At 53.3% G+C, this 16,040-nt stretch carries 15 protein-coding genes; 9 read left to right on the top strand and 6 right to left on the bottom strand.

Going from position 1 to position 16,040, the window contains the following annotated elements:
* Nucleotides 1–96, top strand: a 96-nt coding sequence (locus ACVB80_RS14860; protein ID WP_481082076.1) for an IS3 family transposase, incomplete at its 5' end; no start/stop codon positions are given.
* Nucleotides 97–254: 158 nt separating this feature from the next.
* Here the strand turns inward: ACVB80_RS14860 and lpdA are convergent.
* The 5 genes from lpdA to ampD form a co-directional block, all read right to left on the bottom strand.
* Nucleotides 255–1,682, bottom strand: coding sequence for a dihydrolipoyl dehydrogenase (lpdA, locus tag ACVB80_RS14855; protein WP_481082065.1), 1,428 nt, complete (start codon nucleotides 1,680–1,682; stop codon nucleotides 255–257).
* Between the two features lie 224 nt (nucleotides 1,683–1,906).
* Nucleotides 1,907–3,487, bottom strand: a complete 1,581-nt coding sequence (aceF, locus tag ACVB80_RS14850; RefSeq protein WP_481082064.1) for a pyruvate dehydrogenase complex dihydrolipoyllysine-residue acetyltransferase — start codon at nucleotides 3,485–3,487, stop codon at nucleotides 1,907–1,909.
* Between the two features lie 31 nt (nucleotides 3,488–3,518).
* Nucleotides 3,519–6,182: a pyruvate dehydrogenase (acetyl-transferring), homodimeric type gene (aceE, locus tag ACVB80_RS14845; RefSeq protein WP_481082063.1), complete on the bottom strand. Its 2,664-nt coding sequence runs from the start codon at nucleotides 6,180–6,182 to the stop codon at nucleotides 3,519–3,521.
* A gap of 48 nt (nucleotides 6,183–6,230) precedes the next feature.
* Nucleotides 6,231–6,998, bottom strand: a complete 768-nt coding sequence (gene pdhR / locus ACVB80_RS14840) for a pyruvate dehydrogenase complex transcriptional repressor PdhR (RefSeq protein WP_481082062.1) — start codon at nucleotides 6,996–6,998, stop codon at nucleotides 6,231–6,233.
* 294 nt (nucleotides 6,999–7,292) lie between these two features.
* Nucleotides 7,293–7,838 carry a 1,6-anhydro-N-acetylmuramyl-L-alanine amidase AmpD gene (ampD, locus tag ACVB80_RS14835; RefSeq protein WP_481082061.1) on the bottom strand — a complete coding sequence of 182 codons (546 nt, stop codon included), beginning with the start codon at nucleotides 7,836–7,838 and terminating at the stop codon, nucleotides 7,293–7,295.
* 182 nt (nucleotides 7,839–8,020) lie between these two features.
* On the opposite strand from ampD, the gene nadC reads away from it, so the two are divergent.
* The 8 genes from nadC to yacG all read left to right on the top strand — a co-directional run bounded on the left by nadC (nucleotide 8,021) and on the right by yacG (nucleotide 15,027).
* Nucleotides 8,021–8,911, top strand: a complete 891-nt coding sequence (nadC, locus tag ACVB80_RS14830; RefSeq protein WP_481082075.1) for a carboxylating nicotinate-nucleotide diphosphorylase — start codon at nucleotides 8,021–8,023, stop codon at nucleotides 8,909–8,911.
* Nucleotides 8,912–9,149: 238 nt separating this feature from the next.
* Nucleotides 9,150–9,560 carry a pilin gene (locus ACVB80_RS14825; RefSeq protein ID WP_481082060.1) on the top strand — a complete coding sequence of 137 codons (411 nt, stop codon included), beginning with the start codon at nucleotides 9,150–9,152 and terminating at the stop codon, nucleotides 9,558–9,560.
* Between the two features lie 3 nt (nucleotides 9,561–9,563).
* Nucleotides 9,564–11,240: a type IV-A pilus assembly ATPase PilB gene (pilB, locus tag ACVB80_RS14820; protein ID WP_481082059.1), complete on the top strand. Its 1,677-nt coding sequence runs from the start codon at nucleotides 9,564–9,566 to the stop codon at nucleotides 11,238–11,240.
* 49 nt (nucleotides 11,241–11,289) lie between these two features.
* Nucleotides 11,290–12,516 (top strand): type II secretion system F family protein, encoded by a 1,227-nt coding sequence (locus tag ACVB80_RS14815; protein ID WP_481082074.1) that lies wholly within the window; start codon nucleotides 11,290–11,292, stop codon nucleotides 12,514–12,516.
* A gap of 29 nt (nucleotides 12,517–12,545) precedes the next feature.
* Nucleotides 12,546–13,421: a prepilin peptidase gene (locus tag ACVB80_RS14810; protein ID WP_481082058.1), complete on the top strand. Its 876-nt coding sequence runs from the start codon at nucleotides 12,546–12,548 to the stop codon at nucleotides 13,419–13,421.
* A gap of 2 nt (nucleotides 13,422–13,423) precedes the next feature.
* Nucleotides 13,424–14,029: a dephospho-CoA kinase gene (coaE, locus tag ACVB80_RS14805; protein ID WP_481082057.1), complete on the top strand. Its 606-nt coding sequence runs from the start codon at nucleotides 13,424–13,426 to the stop codon at nucleotides 14,027–14,029.
* A gap of 55 nt (nucleotides 14,030–14,084) precedes the next feature.
* Nucleotides 14,085–14,825, top strand: a complete 741-nt coding sequence (gene zapD, locus ACVB80_RS14800) for a cell division protein ZapD (protein ID WP_481082056.1) — start codon at nucleotides 14,085–14,087, stop codon at nucleotides 14,823–14,825.
* Between the two features lie 7 nt (nucleotides 14,826–14,832).
* Nucleotides 14,833–15,027 (top strand): DNA gyrase inhibitor YacG, encoded by a 195-nt coding sequence (gene yacG, locus ACVB80_RS14795; protein ID WP_481082055.1) that lies wholly within the window; start codon nucleotides 14,833–14,835, stop codon nucleotides 15,025–15,027.
* Nucleotides 15,028–15,502: 475 nt separating this feature from the next.
* On the opposite strand, the gene mutT is transcribed toward yacG, so the two are convergent.
* Entirely contained in the window at nucleotides 15,503–15,916 is a 414-nt protein-coding gene (mutT, locus tag ACVB80_RS14790; protein ID WP_481082054.1) for an 8-oxo-dGTP diphosphatase MutT, read from the bottom strand.
* Between the last annotated feature and the right edge of the window lie 124 nt (nucleotides 15,917–16,040).

Here is a 16,040-nt window from a genome sequence, read left to right as displayed (position 1 = left end):
GACTATATCGAGTACTACAATACAAAGCGGATCAAGGTAAAGCTAAATGGCCTGACTCCGCGAGAGTATCGAAATCAGGCGCTGCTGGTAGCTTAACGAAACTGTCCAACTTTAAGGGGTCACTTCACGGAGCGTGGGAACGAGAATTCTCCCTGCCTCCTCGCAACCACGCAATCTCGCAATCTCGCAATCTCGCAATCTCATTAAAACAAAAAGGGCGCAAACTGCGCCCTTTGTTATTCAGCTGAGAAGAATTACTTCTTCTTTTTCGCTTTCGGGTTTGGAAGGTCGGTTACCGTGCCTTCGAAGACCTCGGCTGCCAGGCCTACTGACTCGTGCAGGGTCGGGTGAGCGTGGATAGTCAGTGCAATATCTTCCGCGTCACAGCCCATCTCGATTGCCAGACCGATTTCACCCAGCAGTTCACCACCGTTAGTACCCACGATAGCACCACCAATCACGCGGTGAGTCTCTTTATCGAAGATAAGCTTGGTCAGACCGTCAGCGCAGTCAGAGGCGATAGCACGGCCAGACGCAGCCCAAGGGAATGTCGCCACTTCGTAGTTGATGCCTTCTTCTTTGGCTTCTTTCTCGGTCTTACCAACCCATGCCACTTCCGGCTCGGTGTAAGCGATTGAAGGGATCACTTTCGGGTCAAAGTAGTGCTTCTTGCCAGCGATAACTTCTGCTGCCACGTGGCCTTCGTGCACACCTTTGTGCGCCAGCATTGGCTGACCCACGATATCGCCGATAGCGAAGATATGCGGTACGTTAGTGCGCATCTGCTTATCTACGTTGATAAAGCCGCGCTCGTCCACTTCCAGGCCTGCTTTTTCTGCATCGATAAGCTGACCATTAGGAACACGGCCGATAGCCACCAGTACTGCGTCGTAACGCTCAGCTTCTGCCGGTGCTTTCTTGCCTTCCATTGACACGTAGATGCCGTCTTCTTTGGCTTCAACTGCGGTCACTTTGGTTTCCAGCATCAGGTTGAACTTGTTCTTGATGCGCTTGGTGTAAACCTTAACCACGTCTTTGTCAGCCGCAGGGATAACCTGATCGAACATTTCAACCACGTCGATCTGAGAACCCAGAGAGTGGTAAACCGTACCCATTTCCAGGCCAATGATGCCGCCGCCCATGATAAGCAGTTTGCCCGGAACTTCTTTCAGCTCCAGCGCGTCGGTTGAGTCCCAGATACGCGGGTCTTCATGCGGAATAAACGGCAGTTTGATCGGGCGTGAACCCGCAGCAACGATAGCGTTGTCGAAGTTAACGGTCGTGGTGCCGTCTTCGCCTTCCACTTCGATGGTGTTCGGGCCGGTAAACTTACCAAAGCCATTCACCACGTTTACTTTACGCATTTTCGCCATGCCACCCAGACCACCGGTCAGTTGGGTGATCACTTTCTCTTTCCACAGACGGATCTTGTTGATGTCTGTCTGAGGTTCACCAAAGACGATGCCGTGATCAGCAAGGGCTTTGGCTTCTTCAATAACTTTTGCTACGTGCAGCAGTGCTTTCGATGGGATACAACCCACGTTCAGACACACACCACCAAGAGTGTTGTAACGCTCGATAAGAACAGTGTCCAGACCAAGGTCTGCACAACGGAATGCAGCGGAGTAACCAGCAGGACCTGCACCAAGTACAACGACCTGGGCTTTAATTTCTTTGCTCATTGTGACCTCTTGTAGTCATTATCCCTAATGGGATTCCTAACAGGCTGAGTGGGTATGGAGTTGTAATTGTTTTCAAACCGCCAACAGTTTACAGAGATGTTAATGGTGTGAAAAGTCATTCCGTTTAGCCTGTGAGCCAGCCAACAATTCAAAAGGTTAGAGCGCTGAATTGTTGGACAGTATTTATAAAGAGGCGGCCTGCGCCGCCCCTTTATTTAGGGTAATTACAGCACCAGACGACGGATATCGCTCAGGCAACCGTTCAGATAAGTGATAAAGCGTGCACCTTCTGCACCGTCGATCACGCGGTGATCGTAAGACAGGGACAGAGGAAGCTGCAGGCGCGGAGCGAACTCTTTGCCATTCCATACCGGCTTCATCTCAGACTTGGACACACCCAGGATTGCCACTTCCGGCGCGTTCACGATTGGAGTAAACGCAGTACCACCGATGCCGCCAAGGCTTGAGATGGTGAAACAGCCACCCTGCATATCCGCTGCAGTCAGTTTACCGGCACGGGCTTTCTTCGATACTGCCATCAGCTCTTCAGACAACTCGTGAATACCTTTCTTGTTTACGTCCTTAAATACCGGGACCACCAGACCGTTTGGCGTATCTACCGCGATACCGATGTTCACGTATTTCTTCAGGATCAGGCTCTCACCATCTTCAGACAGAGAAGAGTTGAACGACGGGAAGGCTTCCAGCGCTTTTGCTGCCGCTTTCATGATGAACACCAGCGGGGTGATCTTCATGCCTGTGTCTCTCTTCGCTTCAATGGCGTTCTGCTCTTTACGGAACGCTTCCAGCTCAGTGATATCAGCGTTGTCCCACTGAGTAACGTGCGGGATCATCACCCAGTTACGGTGCAGGTTAGCGCCAGAGATCTTCTTGATACGTGACAGCGGCTGAACTTCGGTCTCACCGAACTTGCTGAAGTCCACGTTTGGCCATGGAAGCAGACCCAGCGCACTGCCGTCGCCTTTACCTGCTGCGCCTGATTCCAGACGCTTCAGCGCTTCTTTAACGTAGCTCTGAACGTCTTCTTTCAGGATGCGGCTCTTACGGCCGGTGCCTTTTACTTTCGACAGGTTAACGCCGAACTCACGGGCCAGGCGGCGTACTACCGGTGACGCGTGTGCGTATTCGTGGTTCTCTTCAAACTCACCTGCTGCCGGTTTTTCTGCTGCTGGCGCTGAAGCCGGTGCGCTTGCCGGAGCTGGTGCCGCTGCCTGTGGCGCGGCCGCAGGAGCAGCTGCCGGAGCGCTGCCCTGGGTTTCAAATACCATGATCAGAGAGCCGGTAGAAACCTTGTCACCTTCGGCGACTTTGATTTCCTTCAGGGTACCGGCGAACGGAGCCGGTACTTCCATTGACGCTTTGTCACCTTCTACGGTGATCAGCGACTGCTCTTCTTCAATGGCGTCGCCGACAGCGACCATGATTTCGGTCACTTCAACTTCGTCACCACCGATATCCGGTACGTGAACTTCTTTCAGTTCCGCAGCCGCAGGTGCTGCCGGAGCCGCTTCTGCCGCCGGGGCTTCTGCTGGTGCTTCTGCCACAGCTTCGCCTGCCGCCTCAAACACCATGATCAGAGAGCCGGTAGAAACCTTGTCACCTTCAGCAACTTTGATTTCTTTTACCACACCAGCCTGAGACGCAGGAACTTCCATAGAAGCTTTGTCGCCTTCAACGGTAATAAGAGACTGCTCTTCTTCAACCGTATCGCCAACGCTTACCAGAATCTCAGTAACTTCAACCTCATCCGCACCGATGTCAGGTACATTAATTTCGATTGCCATTGCTTATCTACCTTCTTACTTAAGCGTTGTGTTATGCGTACAGCGGGTTAGTTTTTTCAGTGTCGATGCCGAACTTCTGAATCGCTTCTGCAATTACAGATTTCTCAACGTCGCCACGTTTCGCCAGTTCGGTCAGCGCTGCAACTACCACGTAGCCAGCGTTCACTTCGAAGTGACGACGCAGGTTGTCACGGCTGTCTGAGCGGCCAAAGCCGTCAGTGCCCAGAACCTTGAATGATTCAGCCGGCACGAATGCACGAACCTGCTCTGCGTAGTTCTTCATGTAGTCAGTTGCCGCGATAGCAGGCTCTGTGCCCATCACCTGGGTGATGTAAGGAACCTGAGCTTCTGCTTCAGGGTGCAGCATGTTGAAACGCTCGGCTGCCTGACCGTCACGGGTCACTTCGTTGAAAGAAGTTACCGAGTAAACGTCTGACGCGATGCCGTAATCGTCGCTCAGGATCTGAGCCGCTTTGCGCACTTCGTTCATGATGGTGCCAGAGCTCATCAACTGAACCTTACCTTTCGAACCGGTGTAAGTCTCCAGCTTGTAGATACCTTTACGGATACCTTCTTCAGCGCCTTCAGGCATCGCCGGCATGGCGTAGTTTTCGTTCATCAGGGTCAGGTAGTAGAACACGTTCTCCTGCTCACCGTACATGCGACGGATACCGTCCTGCATGATCACCGCGACTTCGTAAGCGAAGGTCGGGTCGTAAGAGATACAGTTAGGAACCGTACCTGCCATGATGTGTGAATGACCATCTTCGTGCTGCAGACCTTCACCGTTCAGGGTTGTACGGCCAGCGGTTGCACCTAACAGAAAGCCACGCGCCTGCTGGTCACCGGCCATCCACGCCATGTCGCCAACACGCTGGAAACCGAACATCGAGTAGTAGATGTAGAACGGGATCATCGGCAGGTCGTTGGTTGAGTAAGACGTTGCCGCCGCAACCCAGGATGACATCGCACCCAGCTCGTTGATACCTTCCTGCAGCACCTGACCTGAGGTCGCTTCTTTGTAGTAAGAAACGATATCGCGGTCCTGCGGGGTGTAGTTCTGGCCGTGTGGGTTGTAAATACCAATCTGACGGAACAGGCCTTCCATACCGAAAGTACGCGCTTCATCGGCGATGATAGGAACAATGTTCTTACCAATGTTCTTGTTCTTCAGCAAAACGTTCAGTGCACGAACAAACGCCATGGTCGATGAAATATCACGCTTCTGCTCTTCCAGCAGAGGCTTGAACTCTTCCAGTTCAGGAACCACAAACTCCTGAGTGAAGTTTGGCAGACGCGAAGGCGTGTAGCCTTTCAGCGCTTTACGGCGTGCGTGCAGGTATTCGTGCTCTTTAGAGCCTTCTTCCAGCTTCAGGTACGGCAGTTCGTTAACCGCTTCATCGCTCAGGATATCCTGCAGGCCAAGACGGTCACGCAGGTGCAGAACGTGGCTCATGTCCATCTTCTTAACCTGGTGGGCAATGTTCTTGCCTTCTGCCGCTTCACCCATGCCGTAACCTTTAACGGTCTTGGCCAGGATTACGGTTGGCTTGCCGTTGGTGTCCTGTGCGTTCTTAAATGCCGCGTACAGTTTCGATGAATCGTGACCACCGCGTTTCAGCGCGAAGATCTCATCGTCAGTCATGTCTGCAACCAGTGCCGCTGTCTCCGGGTACTTACCGAAGAAGTGCTCACGCACGTAAGCGCCGTCTTTTGACTTAAAGGTCTGGTAGTCGCCGTCGATGGTTTCATTCATCAGCTGCAGCAGCTTACCGGAAGTATCTTTCGCCAACAGAGAATCCCAGTTGCTGCCCCAGATAACTTTCACTACGTTCCAGCCGGCACCTTTGAACAGGCCCTCCAGCTCCTGGATGATGCTGCCGTTACCCATTACCGGGCCGTCAAGACGCTGCAGGTTACAGTTGATCAGGAAGCAGAGGTTATCCAGCTTCTCACGGGCAGCGAAAGAGATAGCGCCGCGTGATTCCGGCTCATCCATCTCACCGTCACCCAGGAATGCGTATACGCGCTGCTCAGAAGTATCTTTCATGCCACGGCCGTCCAGGTACTTCAGGAAACGGGCCTGGTAGATAGCTGAGATAGGGCCAAGACCCATAGATACGGTCGGGAACTGCCAGAATTCAGGCATCAGTTTAGGGTGCGGGTATGACGGGATACCCTTGCCGTCTACTTCCTGACGGAAGTTGTCCAGCTGCTCTTCGGTCAGGCGGCCTTCAACAAACGCGCGGGAGTAGATACCAGGAGAGATATGCCCCTGGTAGTAGACCAGATCGCCACCGTCTTTCTCGTTTGGTGCACGGAAGAAGTGGTTGAAGCAGGTTTCGTAAAATGCTGCTGAAGACTGGAATGATGCCATGTGGCCGCCCAGCTCCAGGTCTTTTTTCGATGCACGCAGCACGATCATGATGGCGTTCCAGCGAATAATTGAGCGGATACGGCGCTCAAGGGTGGTGTCACCCGGGTATGCTGGTTCCTGATCGGCTGGAATGGTATTGATGTAGTTGGTGTTGATGCCGGTTGGCATATCGACACCATCAAGGCGCGCTTTCTCTAAAACCTGTTCAAGCAGAAACTGGGCGCGCTCGATACCTTCTTCACGTACCACGGATTCAAGAGCTTCTAACCACTCCTGAGTTTCCAGTGCATCAACGTCATGATTCATGACTTCAGACATGGCGATCTATCCTTTTGTTAGTTGGATCTTAAAAACACAAAGCCCTGTTCAGGAGTCTTTGTTCTGCTCGATTCGTCGCAGGGAGCGCTCACGGCGGCTCTCCTCACGGGTTAAATCCAGCAGTGTTTCTTCGATATAGGCCAGATGCGAATGGGACATTTCACGCGCCTTTTCAGGCTGACCGGAAATGATCGCGTCCACTATACTGGCCCGGTGTTTACTGACTCTCTCCACCACATCGCTGCGGCGGTGTAATAGTTTTAGATTTTGTAATACGTTTTGCTCAAGCAGGGGCGCCAGACTGCGCACTATATGCAGCAGCACTACGTTGTGCGCCGCTTCGGTTAACGCCACCAAAAAGACCATTACGGCGGCGGCTTCCTGCCCGATATCTTTCTGCTCCTGAGCGGTTTCTATCTGCTCAAGGCATTGTGCAATTCTTTTGAAATCCTGGTCGGTACCCCGCAGCGCGGCAAAGTAGGCGCTCAGCCCTTCCAGTGCATGGCGGGCTTCCAGCAGGTCAAGCTGGGTTTCGGAGTGCATTGACAGAAGATCCAGCAGGGGATCAGAAAAGCCCTTCCACAGGGTTTCGCTGACAAAAGTACCGCCGCCCTGTTTGCGGGTAAGAAGACGTTTGGCTTCGAGGCGCTGAATCGCCTCGCGCACCGAGGGACGGGAAACATCGAACTGTTTCGCCAGCTCCCGCTCCGGCGGCAGTTGCTGTCCGGGAGACAGCGTTCCTTCTGCAATCAGCCTCTCTAATTCCTGCTCAATCACATCGGAGAGCTTGGGCTGACGGATCCTTTGATAAGCCATAATTGTTGTTCTTCTTATGCTGTTTTTTTACTTTCCGTCAATTGGTATGACCAATTTCATTGTGACGGGAAAAGTAACATAATCAAAACAGCACTGTCCAGCCAAAACTTGATTTAAATCATAGAAACCATGCAGCAGTAAACTCTCATTAACATTTAAACATTAAAACGGCAAAGTATTGGTCAGGCCAATTTTCTGGGTTTGATCTGGAACATTTATTTTTATGATAAAAATAAATAGAAATGTTAACTAATTTAAAGAGGCGCGACACACAGAACATGTGCCGCAAATCAATCACTTAAGAAGAGAACGAAGATAAGACCAGTCAAAAGTCAGCCCGGGATCGGACTTCCTCAGCGGCGAAATGTACTGGTGACCGGTGATTCTGTAAGGCGAGATTTTCGTGTAACGCTGCATCAACAATTGGCTCACTCCGGCCAGTGCCTGGTACTGCTCTCCGGTATAAGCATCAAACTCACTGCCTTCCAGTTCAATGCCAATTGAGTAGTCATTGCACCTTTCCCGCCCGGCAAAAGAGGACTGGCCCGCGTGCCAGGCCCGCTTATTAAATGGCACAAACTGGATGATTTCCCCGTCACGGCGAATAAGGCAGTGCGCCGATACCCGCATCCCCTCTATTACCTTAAAAAAAGGATGCCGGCTGCTGTCGAGCTGGCCGGTAAAAAAATCTTCGATATCCCTGCTGCCGTACTCAAAAGGTGGCAGACTGATATGGTGGACCACCAGCAGGGAGATATCTTCTTCATCAGGCCGGGTATCACAATGGGGAGAAGGCACATAACGTGCCCCGCTCAGCAGGTGCTGCTTATTTATCTTCATGGCGGCTTTATTTAATAAGGAATAAACCGGTTATGCGCCTTTTGGGGTAAAAAAGCAAACCAGGCAGACAAAAGAATATGCAACCGGATGTTTGATGAGAAAAATTGCGAACTTTTGGGCTGAATTTGTCCGCCAGCAGGAGTATTATGCCCACCTGGACTCAACCCGGTATGCAGAACACGATGAAAAACACTCATAACAGCCAGGCACGCCTCGACTATCTTAAGCAGCAGCTTCCTCAGGAAATCACCCGCGCGGTGGCCGACACTCTTCGCGAAGATCTCGGCGGCAGCATCGACGCAGGCACAGACATTACCGCTCAGCTGATTCCGGCTGACACCCAAAGCATCGCCACCATTATTACCCGCGAACACGGGGTATTCTGTGGCCAGGCGTGGGCCGAAGAAGTATTTAAGCAGCTTGGCGGCGAAGTGAGCATCGAATGGCATGTTCAGGACGGTGACCAGGTAGAGCCTAACCAGACCCTGTGCACCATGACCGGCCCTGCACGTATCCTGCTGACCGGCGAGCGCAACGCGATGAACTTTATCCAGACCCTGTCTGGCTGCGCGACCGTGGTTTCTCATTACACCAAAGAGCTGGAAGGCACCGACTGCCGCCTGCTCGATACCCGCAAAACTATCCCGGGTCTGCGCAGCGCACTGAAATACGCCGTAGCCTGTGGCGGTGGTTACAACCACCGTATCGGTGTGTTTGACGCTTACCTGATTAAAGAGAACCACATCATCGCCTGTGGCGGCATCACCAAAGCAATCCACACCGCAAAAGAGCTCAACCCGGGCAAACCGGTTGAGGTGGAAACCGAGAGCCTGGACGAGCTGCGTGAAGCAATCGAAGCGGGCGCGGACATCATCATGCTGGACAACTTCACCACAGATATGATGCGTGAAGCGGTAGAGATCAACGCCGGCCGCGCCGCACTGGAAAACTCCGGTAACGTAACCCTGGAAACCATCCGAGAGTACGCCATGACCGGCGTGGACTACATCTCTGTTGGTGCACTGACCAAACACCTGAAAGCCATGGACCTTTCCATGCGTTTTAAAGACTAAGCGCTTTGAAATAATAAACAATCAGTTGAATATCAAAGAAGGCTCCGGCCTTCTTTTTTTATGCCTGGTACCAGGAAACTCACACTCTAATCTTGAAGTCCCCCGTACCACTATGTAACCGCATGTCATCCTGCCCGGTTTTTTATTAGCTCCCTCGCCAACTCCCGATCAACGCGTTTTACGTGTGCAACTAATTTTCTATCCTGATCAGGCAATTATTTTTTAAGGAGAAATAAACATGAAAACCAGGCAACAGGGTTTCACCCTGATTGAGTTAATGATAGTGGTAGCGGTAATTGGTGTTCTGGCGGCGATTGCGGTGCCGCAGTATCAAAAGTACGTTGGTAAATCGGAAGCGGCTGCAGCACTGGCTTCAGTCACTGGATTACGAACAAATATTGAGTCATATGTACTTGAAAAAGGCTCATTCCCAACAGTCAATGACATTGTGCCGCCGACCTCATCTCTGGGCAACATAACTTACCCTAACCCTGTGAGCGCTGCAGGTGATGTCAAATTTGCTTTCAAAGCAACAGGAGTCAGCCCAGACGTTGTAAATAAGCACATCACCTTGAAAAGGAGTTCAACTGGTAATTGGAGCTGCGTCTCTGACGTAGACGCTAGTATAAAACCTAAAGGCTGCAGCTAATTAATGCACACCGACCTGGCCAACATACTGTACCAAACCGGCCTGCTGGATCAAAGTCAGTACCAGCAGGTGCTTGAGTGTGTGCAGAATGACGGGGACAGCGTAAGCAGTGCTGTCCGCCGGCTGGGATTTATTCCGCCTGCGCAGCTGGTCACCGAGGTCAGCCAAATCTTTGGCCTGCCGACTGCCGGGCTCGATGACCACGATTACGCTTCCCTGTGCCAGCAGTTAAAACTGCGTGACCTGGTGCTGCGCCATCAGGCGCTGCCGTTGCATCAGGACAACCATACCCTTTACCTCGCGGTCAGCGACCCGAGCCGGCTTGAAGTTGAAGAAGAGTTTGCCTTTGCCTGTAACTGCGTAGTGATCCTGCTGCTGGCCGATGAGGCTGATATCCGCGCCCGGATCCGCCAGTTATACGGCGAGAGCCGCGGCGGCATGCGCGACGCCGGGCCGGAAATCAGCCTGGCGGAACTGAGTGAGTTTTCCGAACAGACTGAACCTTCCCCGTCGGGCTACGAAGACATCGCCCGGGATCAGTCACCGGTAAGCCGCTTTGTACGCCAGGTACTGCTCGAAGCGGTGCGCAAAGGCGCGTCCGACATTCACTTTGAACCATTTGAGCGCGAATACCGGATCCGGCTGCGCTGTGACGGGCTGCTGCATACCTCCCAGAGTCCGCCGGCCCAGCTCAACCTTCGCCTGGCGGCCAGGCTCAAGATCCTCGCCAACCTGGATATTGCCGAACGGCGCCTGCCTCAGGACGGGCGGATCAAACTGCACCTCAGTGACGACCAGGCGGTGGATATCCGGGTCTCAACCCTGCCGACCCAGTGGGGCGAAAAGATCGTCCTGCGTCTGCTCGATTCCGGCAACAACCCGCTGAACATCGAAACCTTAGGCATGACTCCGGAAGCCGAAACCGCCTACCGGCGCGCCCTTTCCCGTCCACAGGGAATGATCCTGGTGACCGGCCCAACCGGCAGTGGCAAAACCCTGACCCTCTACTCCGGGCTGCATAAGCTCAACACCCCGGAGCGCAATATCTCCACCGCAGAGGACCCGATCGAGATCAATCTGCCGGGGATATGCCAGGTACAGGTGGAAAACAAAATTGGGCTGAACTTTTCCAGCGCCCTCCGCGCCTTCTTACGGCAGGACCCGGATGTGGTGATGGTCGGTGAGATCCGTGATCTTGAAACCGCTGAAATCGCGGTTAAAGCCGCCCAGACCGGACACCTGGTGATGTCTACCCTGCACACCAACTCAGCCGCAGAAACCCTCTCGCGCCTGAGCAACATGGGTATCGAAACTTACAACCTGGCGGCATCGCTGAGCCTTATTATCGCCCAGCGACTGGTACGCAGGCTGTGCCCGCACTGTAAAACACAGGATGACAATCAATACCCGGAGCTCGGCAACCTGACTGACCCCATCTGGCAGCACAACCCCAAAGGGTGTAACGAATGCACCGGCGGCTTTAAAGGCCGCACCGGCGTGTTTGAGGTCATGCCGGTCGACACTGAACTGAAAAATGCCCTGTCTGATCCCGGCCGCTCTGTCCCGCTGGCGGTACTGGCACAACAGGCAACCCTGCAAACCCTTAAGCAGTCCGGACTGGAAAAAGTGCGCGAAGGCGTCACCAGCTATACCGAGCTGCAACGGGTCCTCTATCTGTAACCAGCAGACTGTGTTCAGAAAGCTGTACCCTGGAGGCTGTAGCAAGGAGATAATGGTGAGCAAGAAACACAAAATCCATAACTATCACTGGAAAGGGATCAACACCGCAGGCAAAAAAGTCAGCGGCGAATGCCTGGCGTTCAGCGAAGCCGAAGTGCGCAGCCAGCTGGGCGAACAGCAGATCAACATCCGTAAACTCAAACGGCGCAGCGTTTCGTTTTTGGCCAGCCTGAGCCATAAGATCAAAAGCAAAGACATCACCCTGCTGACCCGCCAGATGGCAACCATGCTCGCCACCGGCATCCCGCTGCTGCAAACCCTGGAGCTGATCGGTGACAGTCACCATAAAGCTGAAATGAAGAGCCTGTTGCAGAAGCTGAAAAAACTGGTCGAAGCCGGTACCCCGCTCTCTCAGGCACTGTCGACCTCCAGCCGCTACTTTGACCACTTCTATATTGATATGGTGACCACCGGCGAACAGACCGGTAACCTCTCCTACGTTTTTGACCGCCTGGCTGACTACCGGGAGAAAAGTGAACGCCTTAAAGCCAAAATGATCAAAGCACTGATCTACCCGGCCATGGTGGTGCTGGTCTCCATCGCCGTGTGTTACCTGATGCTCACCGTGGTGATCCCCGAATTTGAGAAAATGTTTGCCGGATTTGGCGCCGACCTGCCCTGGTTTACCTGCAAAGTGCTCGAACTGTCCCACTTTGTCAGCGCCTGGGGCGGCTGGATCCTGATTAGCACTTTCGCTCTGGTGTTCGGGCTGAAAAAGCTCAGCCAGCGCAGCGATTCGGTAAAACTTCTGCTGACCCGGCTGCTTATGCGTACTCCGATCTTTGGCGATCTGGTGATCAAAGCCTCCATCGCCCGCTTTTCGCGCACCCTGGCCACCAGCTTCTCTGCCGGGGTGCCAATTCTTAACGGCCTGCAAACCAGCGCCAGAACCGCCGGTAACATAGTGTTTTTCCAGGCCCTTCAGCAGATCTATCAGGGCACAGTTGCCGGTACGCCTTTCTACCTCTCACTGCGACAAAGCGGCGTGTTCCCCAAAATGGTCGAGCAGATGGTAATGATAGGAGAAACCTCCGGCCAGCTCGATGACATGCTGGAGAAAGTCGCTACCCTGTATGAGCAGGACGTAGATGATACCGTCGACAACCTTGGCAAGCTGCTTGAACCGCTGATCATCGTCTTCCTGGGAGTCGTGGTTGGCGGTTTGGTCGTCGCCATGTATCTGCCGGTGTTTAACTTAATGAATGTATTGGGCTAAAATAGCTTTTTTCCTGCTCTGAGTTGCCCATGGCCGTATTTGATTTTTACCCCTGGTTGTACCCACTGTTTGCCGGCCTGTTTGGCCTGATCATCGGCAGTTTTCTGAACGTGGTGATCTATCGCCTGCCGGTGATGATGGAGCACGAATGGAAGCGCGAGTTCAGCGAAGCCTATCCTGAGCTCTGCCCGGATCCCAAACTGCCTGACGGGACGTTTAACCTCAGTACGCCACGCTCCCGCTGCCCGAAATGCAACAACCAGGTCGCCGCCAGAGATAATATTCCGGTACTGAGCTGGTTACTGCTAAAAGGCCGCTGTCGCCACTGCCAGACCAAAATCAGCTGGCGCTACCCGGCCATTGAAGTGCTGAGTGCTGCTATGTGTACCGCGGTCGCCAGCCAGTTCCCACTGAGTTACTTCAGTATCGCGCTGCTGTTTTTCACCTTTGTCCTGATCACGGCGACCTTCATCGACTTCGACACCCTGCTGCTGCCGGACCAGCTGACCCTGCCACTGATGTGGGCCGGAATCGCGCTTTCCCTGACAGGCCTTTCCCCGGTCAGCCTGCAGGACTCCATCATCGGTGCTATCGCCGGTTATCTGAGCCTGTGGAGCGTTTACAAGGCGTTTAAACTGCTGACCGGCAAGGAAGGTATGGGCTACGGCGACTTTAAACTGCTCGCAGCGCTGGGCGCCTGGCTGGGCTGGCAGAGTCTGCCGATGATCATCCTGCTCTCTTCGGTGGTAGGCGTGGTCTTTGGCCTTATCCAGCTGCGGATGCAGAAAAAAGGCATTGAGCAGGTCTTCCCGTTCGGCCCGTATCTGGCCATCGCTGGCTGGTGCGCACTGATGTTCGGCCCGCAACTGAGCCAGTGGTACTACTCTGCGGTTCTGGGGATTTGAATATGAGCAAACCACTTATCATCGGACTGACCGGAGGCATTGCCAGCGGTAAGACCACAGTCGCTGACCTGTTTCATGACCAGTTTGGTATCGACCTGGTGGATGCCGATGTGGTTGCCCGCGAAGTTGTTGAGCCGGGCACCCCCGGTCTTACCGCGATTGCAGACCACTTTGGCAGTGCGGTGCTGCTGGCGGACGGTACGCTTAACCGCGCCGCACTGCGGGAGAAAATCTTCTCCAGCCCGGAAGATAAAGCCTGGCTGAACACCCTGCTGCACCCGATGATCCGGGAAGAGATGCTGGCACAGCTCAGGCAGGTCAACTCCCCTTACGGACTGCTTGTGGTGCCGCTGCTTATCGAGAACAATCTGCAGACAATGGCCGACCGGGTACTGGTGGTGGACGTGAGCGAGGAAGTTCAGCTAAAGCGGACCATGGAACGCGATAACGTACCGGAAACCCAGGCCCGCGCCATCCTTGCAGCGCAGCTTTCGAGAGCCGAAAGAGTCGCTCATGCCGATGATGTAATTATCAATGAAGGCAACAGTGAGCAACTTTTGTCCACAGTTGCACAATTACATAAAAAATATCTGGCATATTGCGACTAAATTCGCTGAAATATGTGATGCTTTACTGTCAGAGAAAGGAAAGCCAGGCACCTCAATGTTGACGCACAAATTTGAACACCCGTTAAATGAAAAGACCCGCATCTATCTGAGAGTGGAGTCTTTGCTGCGTCAGATGAATCATGCCGCTGACCAGGTTGACGGCCTGCACTTCCAGCTCTTCTTCCGCCCTATGTTCGATCTGCTGGATATCTTTGAACAGATCCAGCTCAAATCTGAACTGGCCAAAGACCTGGAAAAGCAGCGTCAGGCCTATAAATCCTGGCTCAACGTGGAAGGCGTCAACCAGCAAACCCTGCTGGATGTACTGGACAACATCGACCAGGTACACCGCAACCTGATGAACGCGCCGCGCTTTGGTCAGATGCTCAAAGAAGACCGCCTGCTGAGCACCATCCGCCAGCGATTTTCGCTGCCAGGCGGCTCATGCTGTTTTGACCTGCCGTCACTTCACTACTGGCTGCACCAGCACGAAGCCTCCCGTCTGGCGGACATTGAACGCTGGATGGACAGCCTGAGCCCGCTCAGTGACGCACTGAGCCTGTGGCTGAAACTGAGCCGGGAAACCGGCTATGAAAAACCTCAGATCGCCCGCGCCGGTTTTTTCCAGAGCGACGCAGAAGAAGCTAATATCCTGCGTCTTTCCATCCCGCTGAATTACGGGGTTTACCCGATGATCTCCGGACACAAGAACCGCTTCGCGATTAAATTTATCGAATTCGACTCAGGTCAGGCCTGCACCGCTGACGTGGAATTCCAACTCGCTATTTGTAACTGATACCACTATGCCAAAAACCACAATTGTAAAATGCCCGACCTGCCAGGAAGACGTTGAATGGACTGAAAACAGCCCATACCGCCCGTTCTGCAGCAAAAAATGCCAGCTGATTGATTTCGGCGAGTGGGCAGAAGAAGAGAAGTCCATTCCGGGCGCGCCGGATATGTCTGACTCGGATGGGTGGTCGGAAGACCAGTACTGATTAGAGCCGGACAGTCATTATCGAAAGGGGGCAAGATGCTCCCTTTTTTGTTTTAAGTATTTGTTCATAAAAACAAAACCGTCATCCCGGGCGCACTCCACAGAACCAATCACATACTCACTGGCAGGTGCGACCCGGGATCTGCTGTCCGCAGGGGAATTCTATCCTCACGGCAGCGACTCTTCATTGTTCCCGCACCTTCCGTAATTAGCTAACGCATTAACTGTACGACACGCTGTAAGCAGATTCTGAATCAAGTTCAGAATGACCCGGTGATTGCCGCCATGTCAGAAAAACCAAAGAAACTGTCATCCCGGGCGCACTCCACAGAACTAATCACATACTCAATGGCGGGTGCGACCCGGGATCTGGTAGGAAGAACTCAGTCTCCATTTTCTCATTAAGCACTCAGACCGCTTCACGAGGTCCCGGCTCGCAGGCCGGGATGACAAACTGTTGGGTGTATTCCGGACGCTTAAGCCCCCTGTTTCGCCCTGTACCGCTCAAACAGCGCTTCCAGCACCGGAGCGTTAGCTTCAGGGAAGGTATAGCTCTCAAGCTCACTCAGGGCTACCCAGCATGTCTCCTGGCCTTCTTTGCCATGTGGTTCACCCGCAAAATCCGTCACCACAAAGAAATCAAACGCCAGTGACTTATCCGGGTAGTCGTAATTCAGGCTGATAAGCGACTCCATTTGGGTCACTTCAATCCCCACTTCTTCATGCAGCTCCCGTATCGTCGCCTGCTCAGCACTCTCCCCCTCTTCTACCTGACCACCAGGAAACTCCCAAAATCCGCCTTTGTGCTTTTTAGCCGGACGTTTGGCGATAAAAACCTGATCGCGGGATGGGTTTAAGATGATGGCAGCAGCGATGTGGATGCGGGGCATGATAACGGTTCCGTGGTTGAGAAATGGATACGTGGTACGTGGAATAATTCCATCCTGCCGTGCTTCAGGTCAAGCCTGCCTGAGTGATTTCTTCATCACTTTCAACACCTCCCCCGAGAACCAC

The sequence above is a fragment of the Vibrio sp. 9-16B-A1 genome, from assembly GCF_056726165.1.
Note: the sequence above shows the minus strand (reverse complement) of the source record. Positions and strands in the feature narration are given on the sequence as shown.

Excerpts from the sequence above, each read along its gene's own strand:
- lpdA (WP_481082065.1), bottom strand. The coding sequence starts at position 1,682 with ATGAGCAAAGAAATTAAAGCCCAGGTCGTTGTACTTGGTGCAGGTCCT.
- aceF (WP_481082064.1), bottom strand. The coding sequence starts at position 3,487 with ATGGCAATCGAAATTAATGTACCTGACATCGGTGCGGATGAGGTTGAA.
- aceE (WP_481082063.1), bottom strand. The coding sequence starts at position 6,182 with ATGTCTGAAGTCATGAATCATGACGTTGATGCACTGGAAACTCAGGAG.
- pdhR (WP_481082062.1), bottom strand. The coding sequence starts at position 6,998 with ATGGCTTATCAAAGGATCCGTCAGCCCAAGCTCTCCGATGTGATTGAG.
- ampD (WP_481082061.1), bottom strand. The coding sequence starts at position 7,838 with ATGAAGATAAATAAGCAGCACCTGCTGAGCGGGGCACGTTATGTGCCT.
- nadC (WP_481082075.1), top strand. The coding sequence starts at position 8,021 with ATGAAAAACACTCATAACAGCCAGGCACGCCTCGACTATCTTAAGCAG.
- ACVB80_RS14825 (WP_481082060.1), top strand. The coding sequence starts at position 9,150 with ATGAAAACCAGGCAACAGGGTTTCACCCTGATTGAGTTAATGATAGTG.
- pilB (WP_481082059.1), top strand. The coding sequence starts at position 9,564 with ATGCACACCGACCTGGCCAACATACTGTACCAAACCGGCCTGCTGGAT.
- ACVB80_RS14810 (WP_481082058.1), top strand. The coding sequence starts at position 12,546 with ATGGCCGTATTTGATTTTTACCCCTGGTTGTACCCACTGTTTGCCGGC.
- coaE (WP_481082057.1), top strand. The coding sequence starts at position 13,424 with ATGAGCAAACCACTTATCATCGGACTGACCGGAGGCATTGCCAGCGGT.
- zapD (WP_481082056.1), top strand. The coding sequence starts at position 14,085 with ATGTTGACGCACAAATTTGAACACCCGTTAAATGAAAAGACCCGCATC.
- yacG (WP_481082055.1), top strand. The coding sequence starts at position 14,833 with ATGCCAAAAACCACAATTGTAAAATGCCCGACCTGCCAGGAAGACGTT.
- mutT (WP_481082054.1), bottom strand. The coding sequence starts at position 15,916 with ATGCCCCGCATCCACATCGCTGCTGCCATCATCTTAAACCCATCCCGC.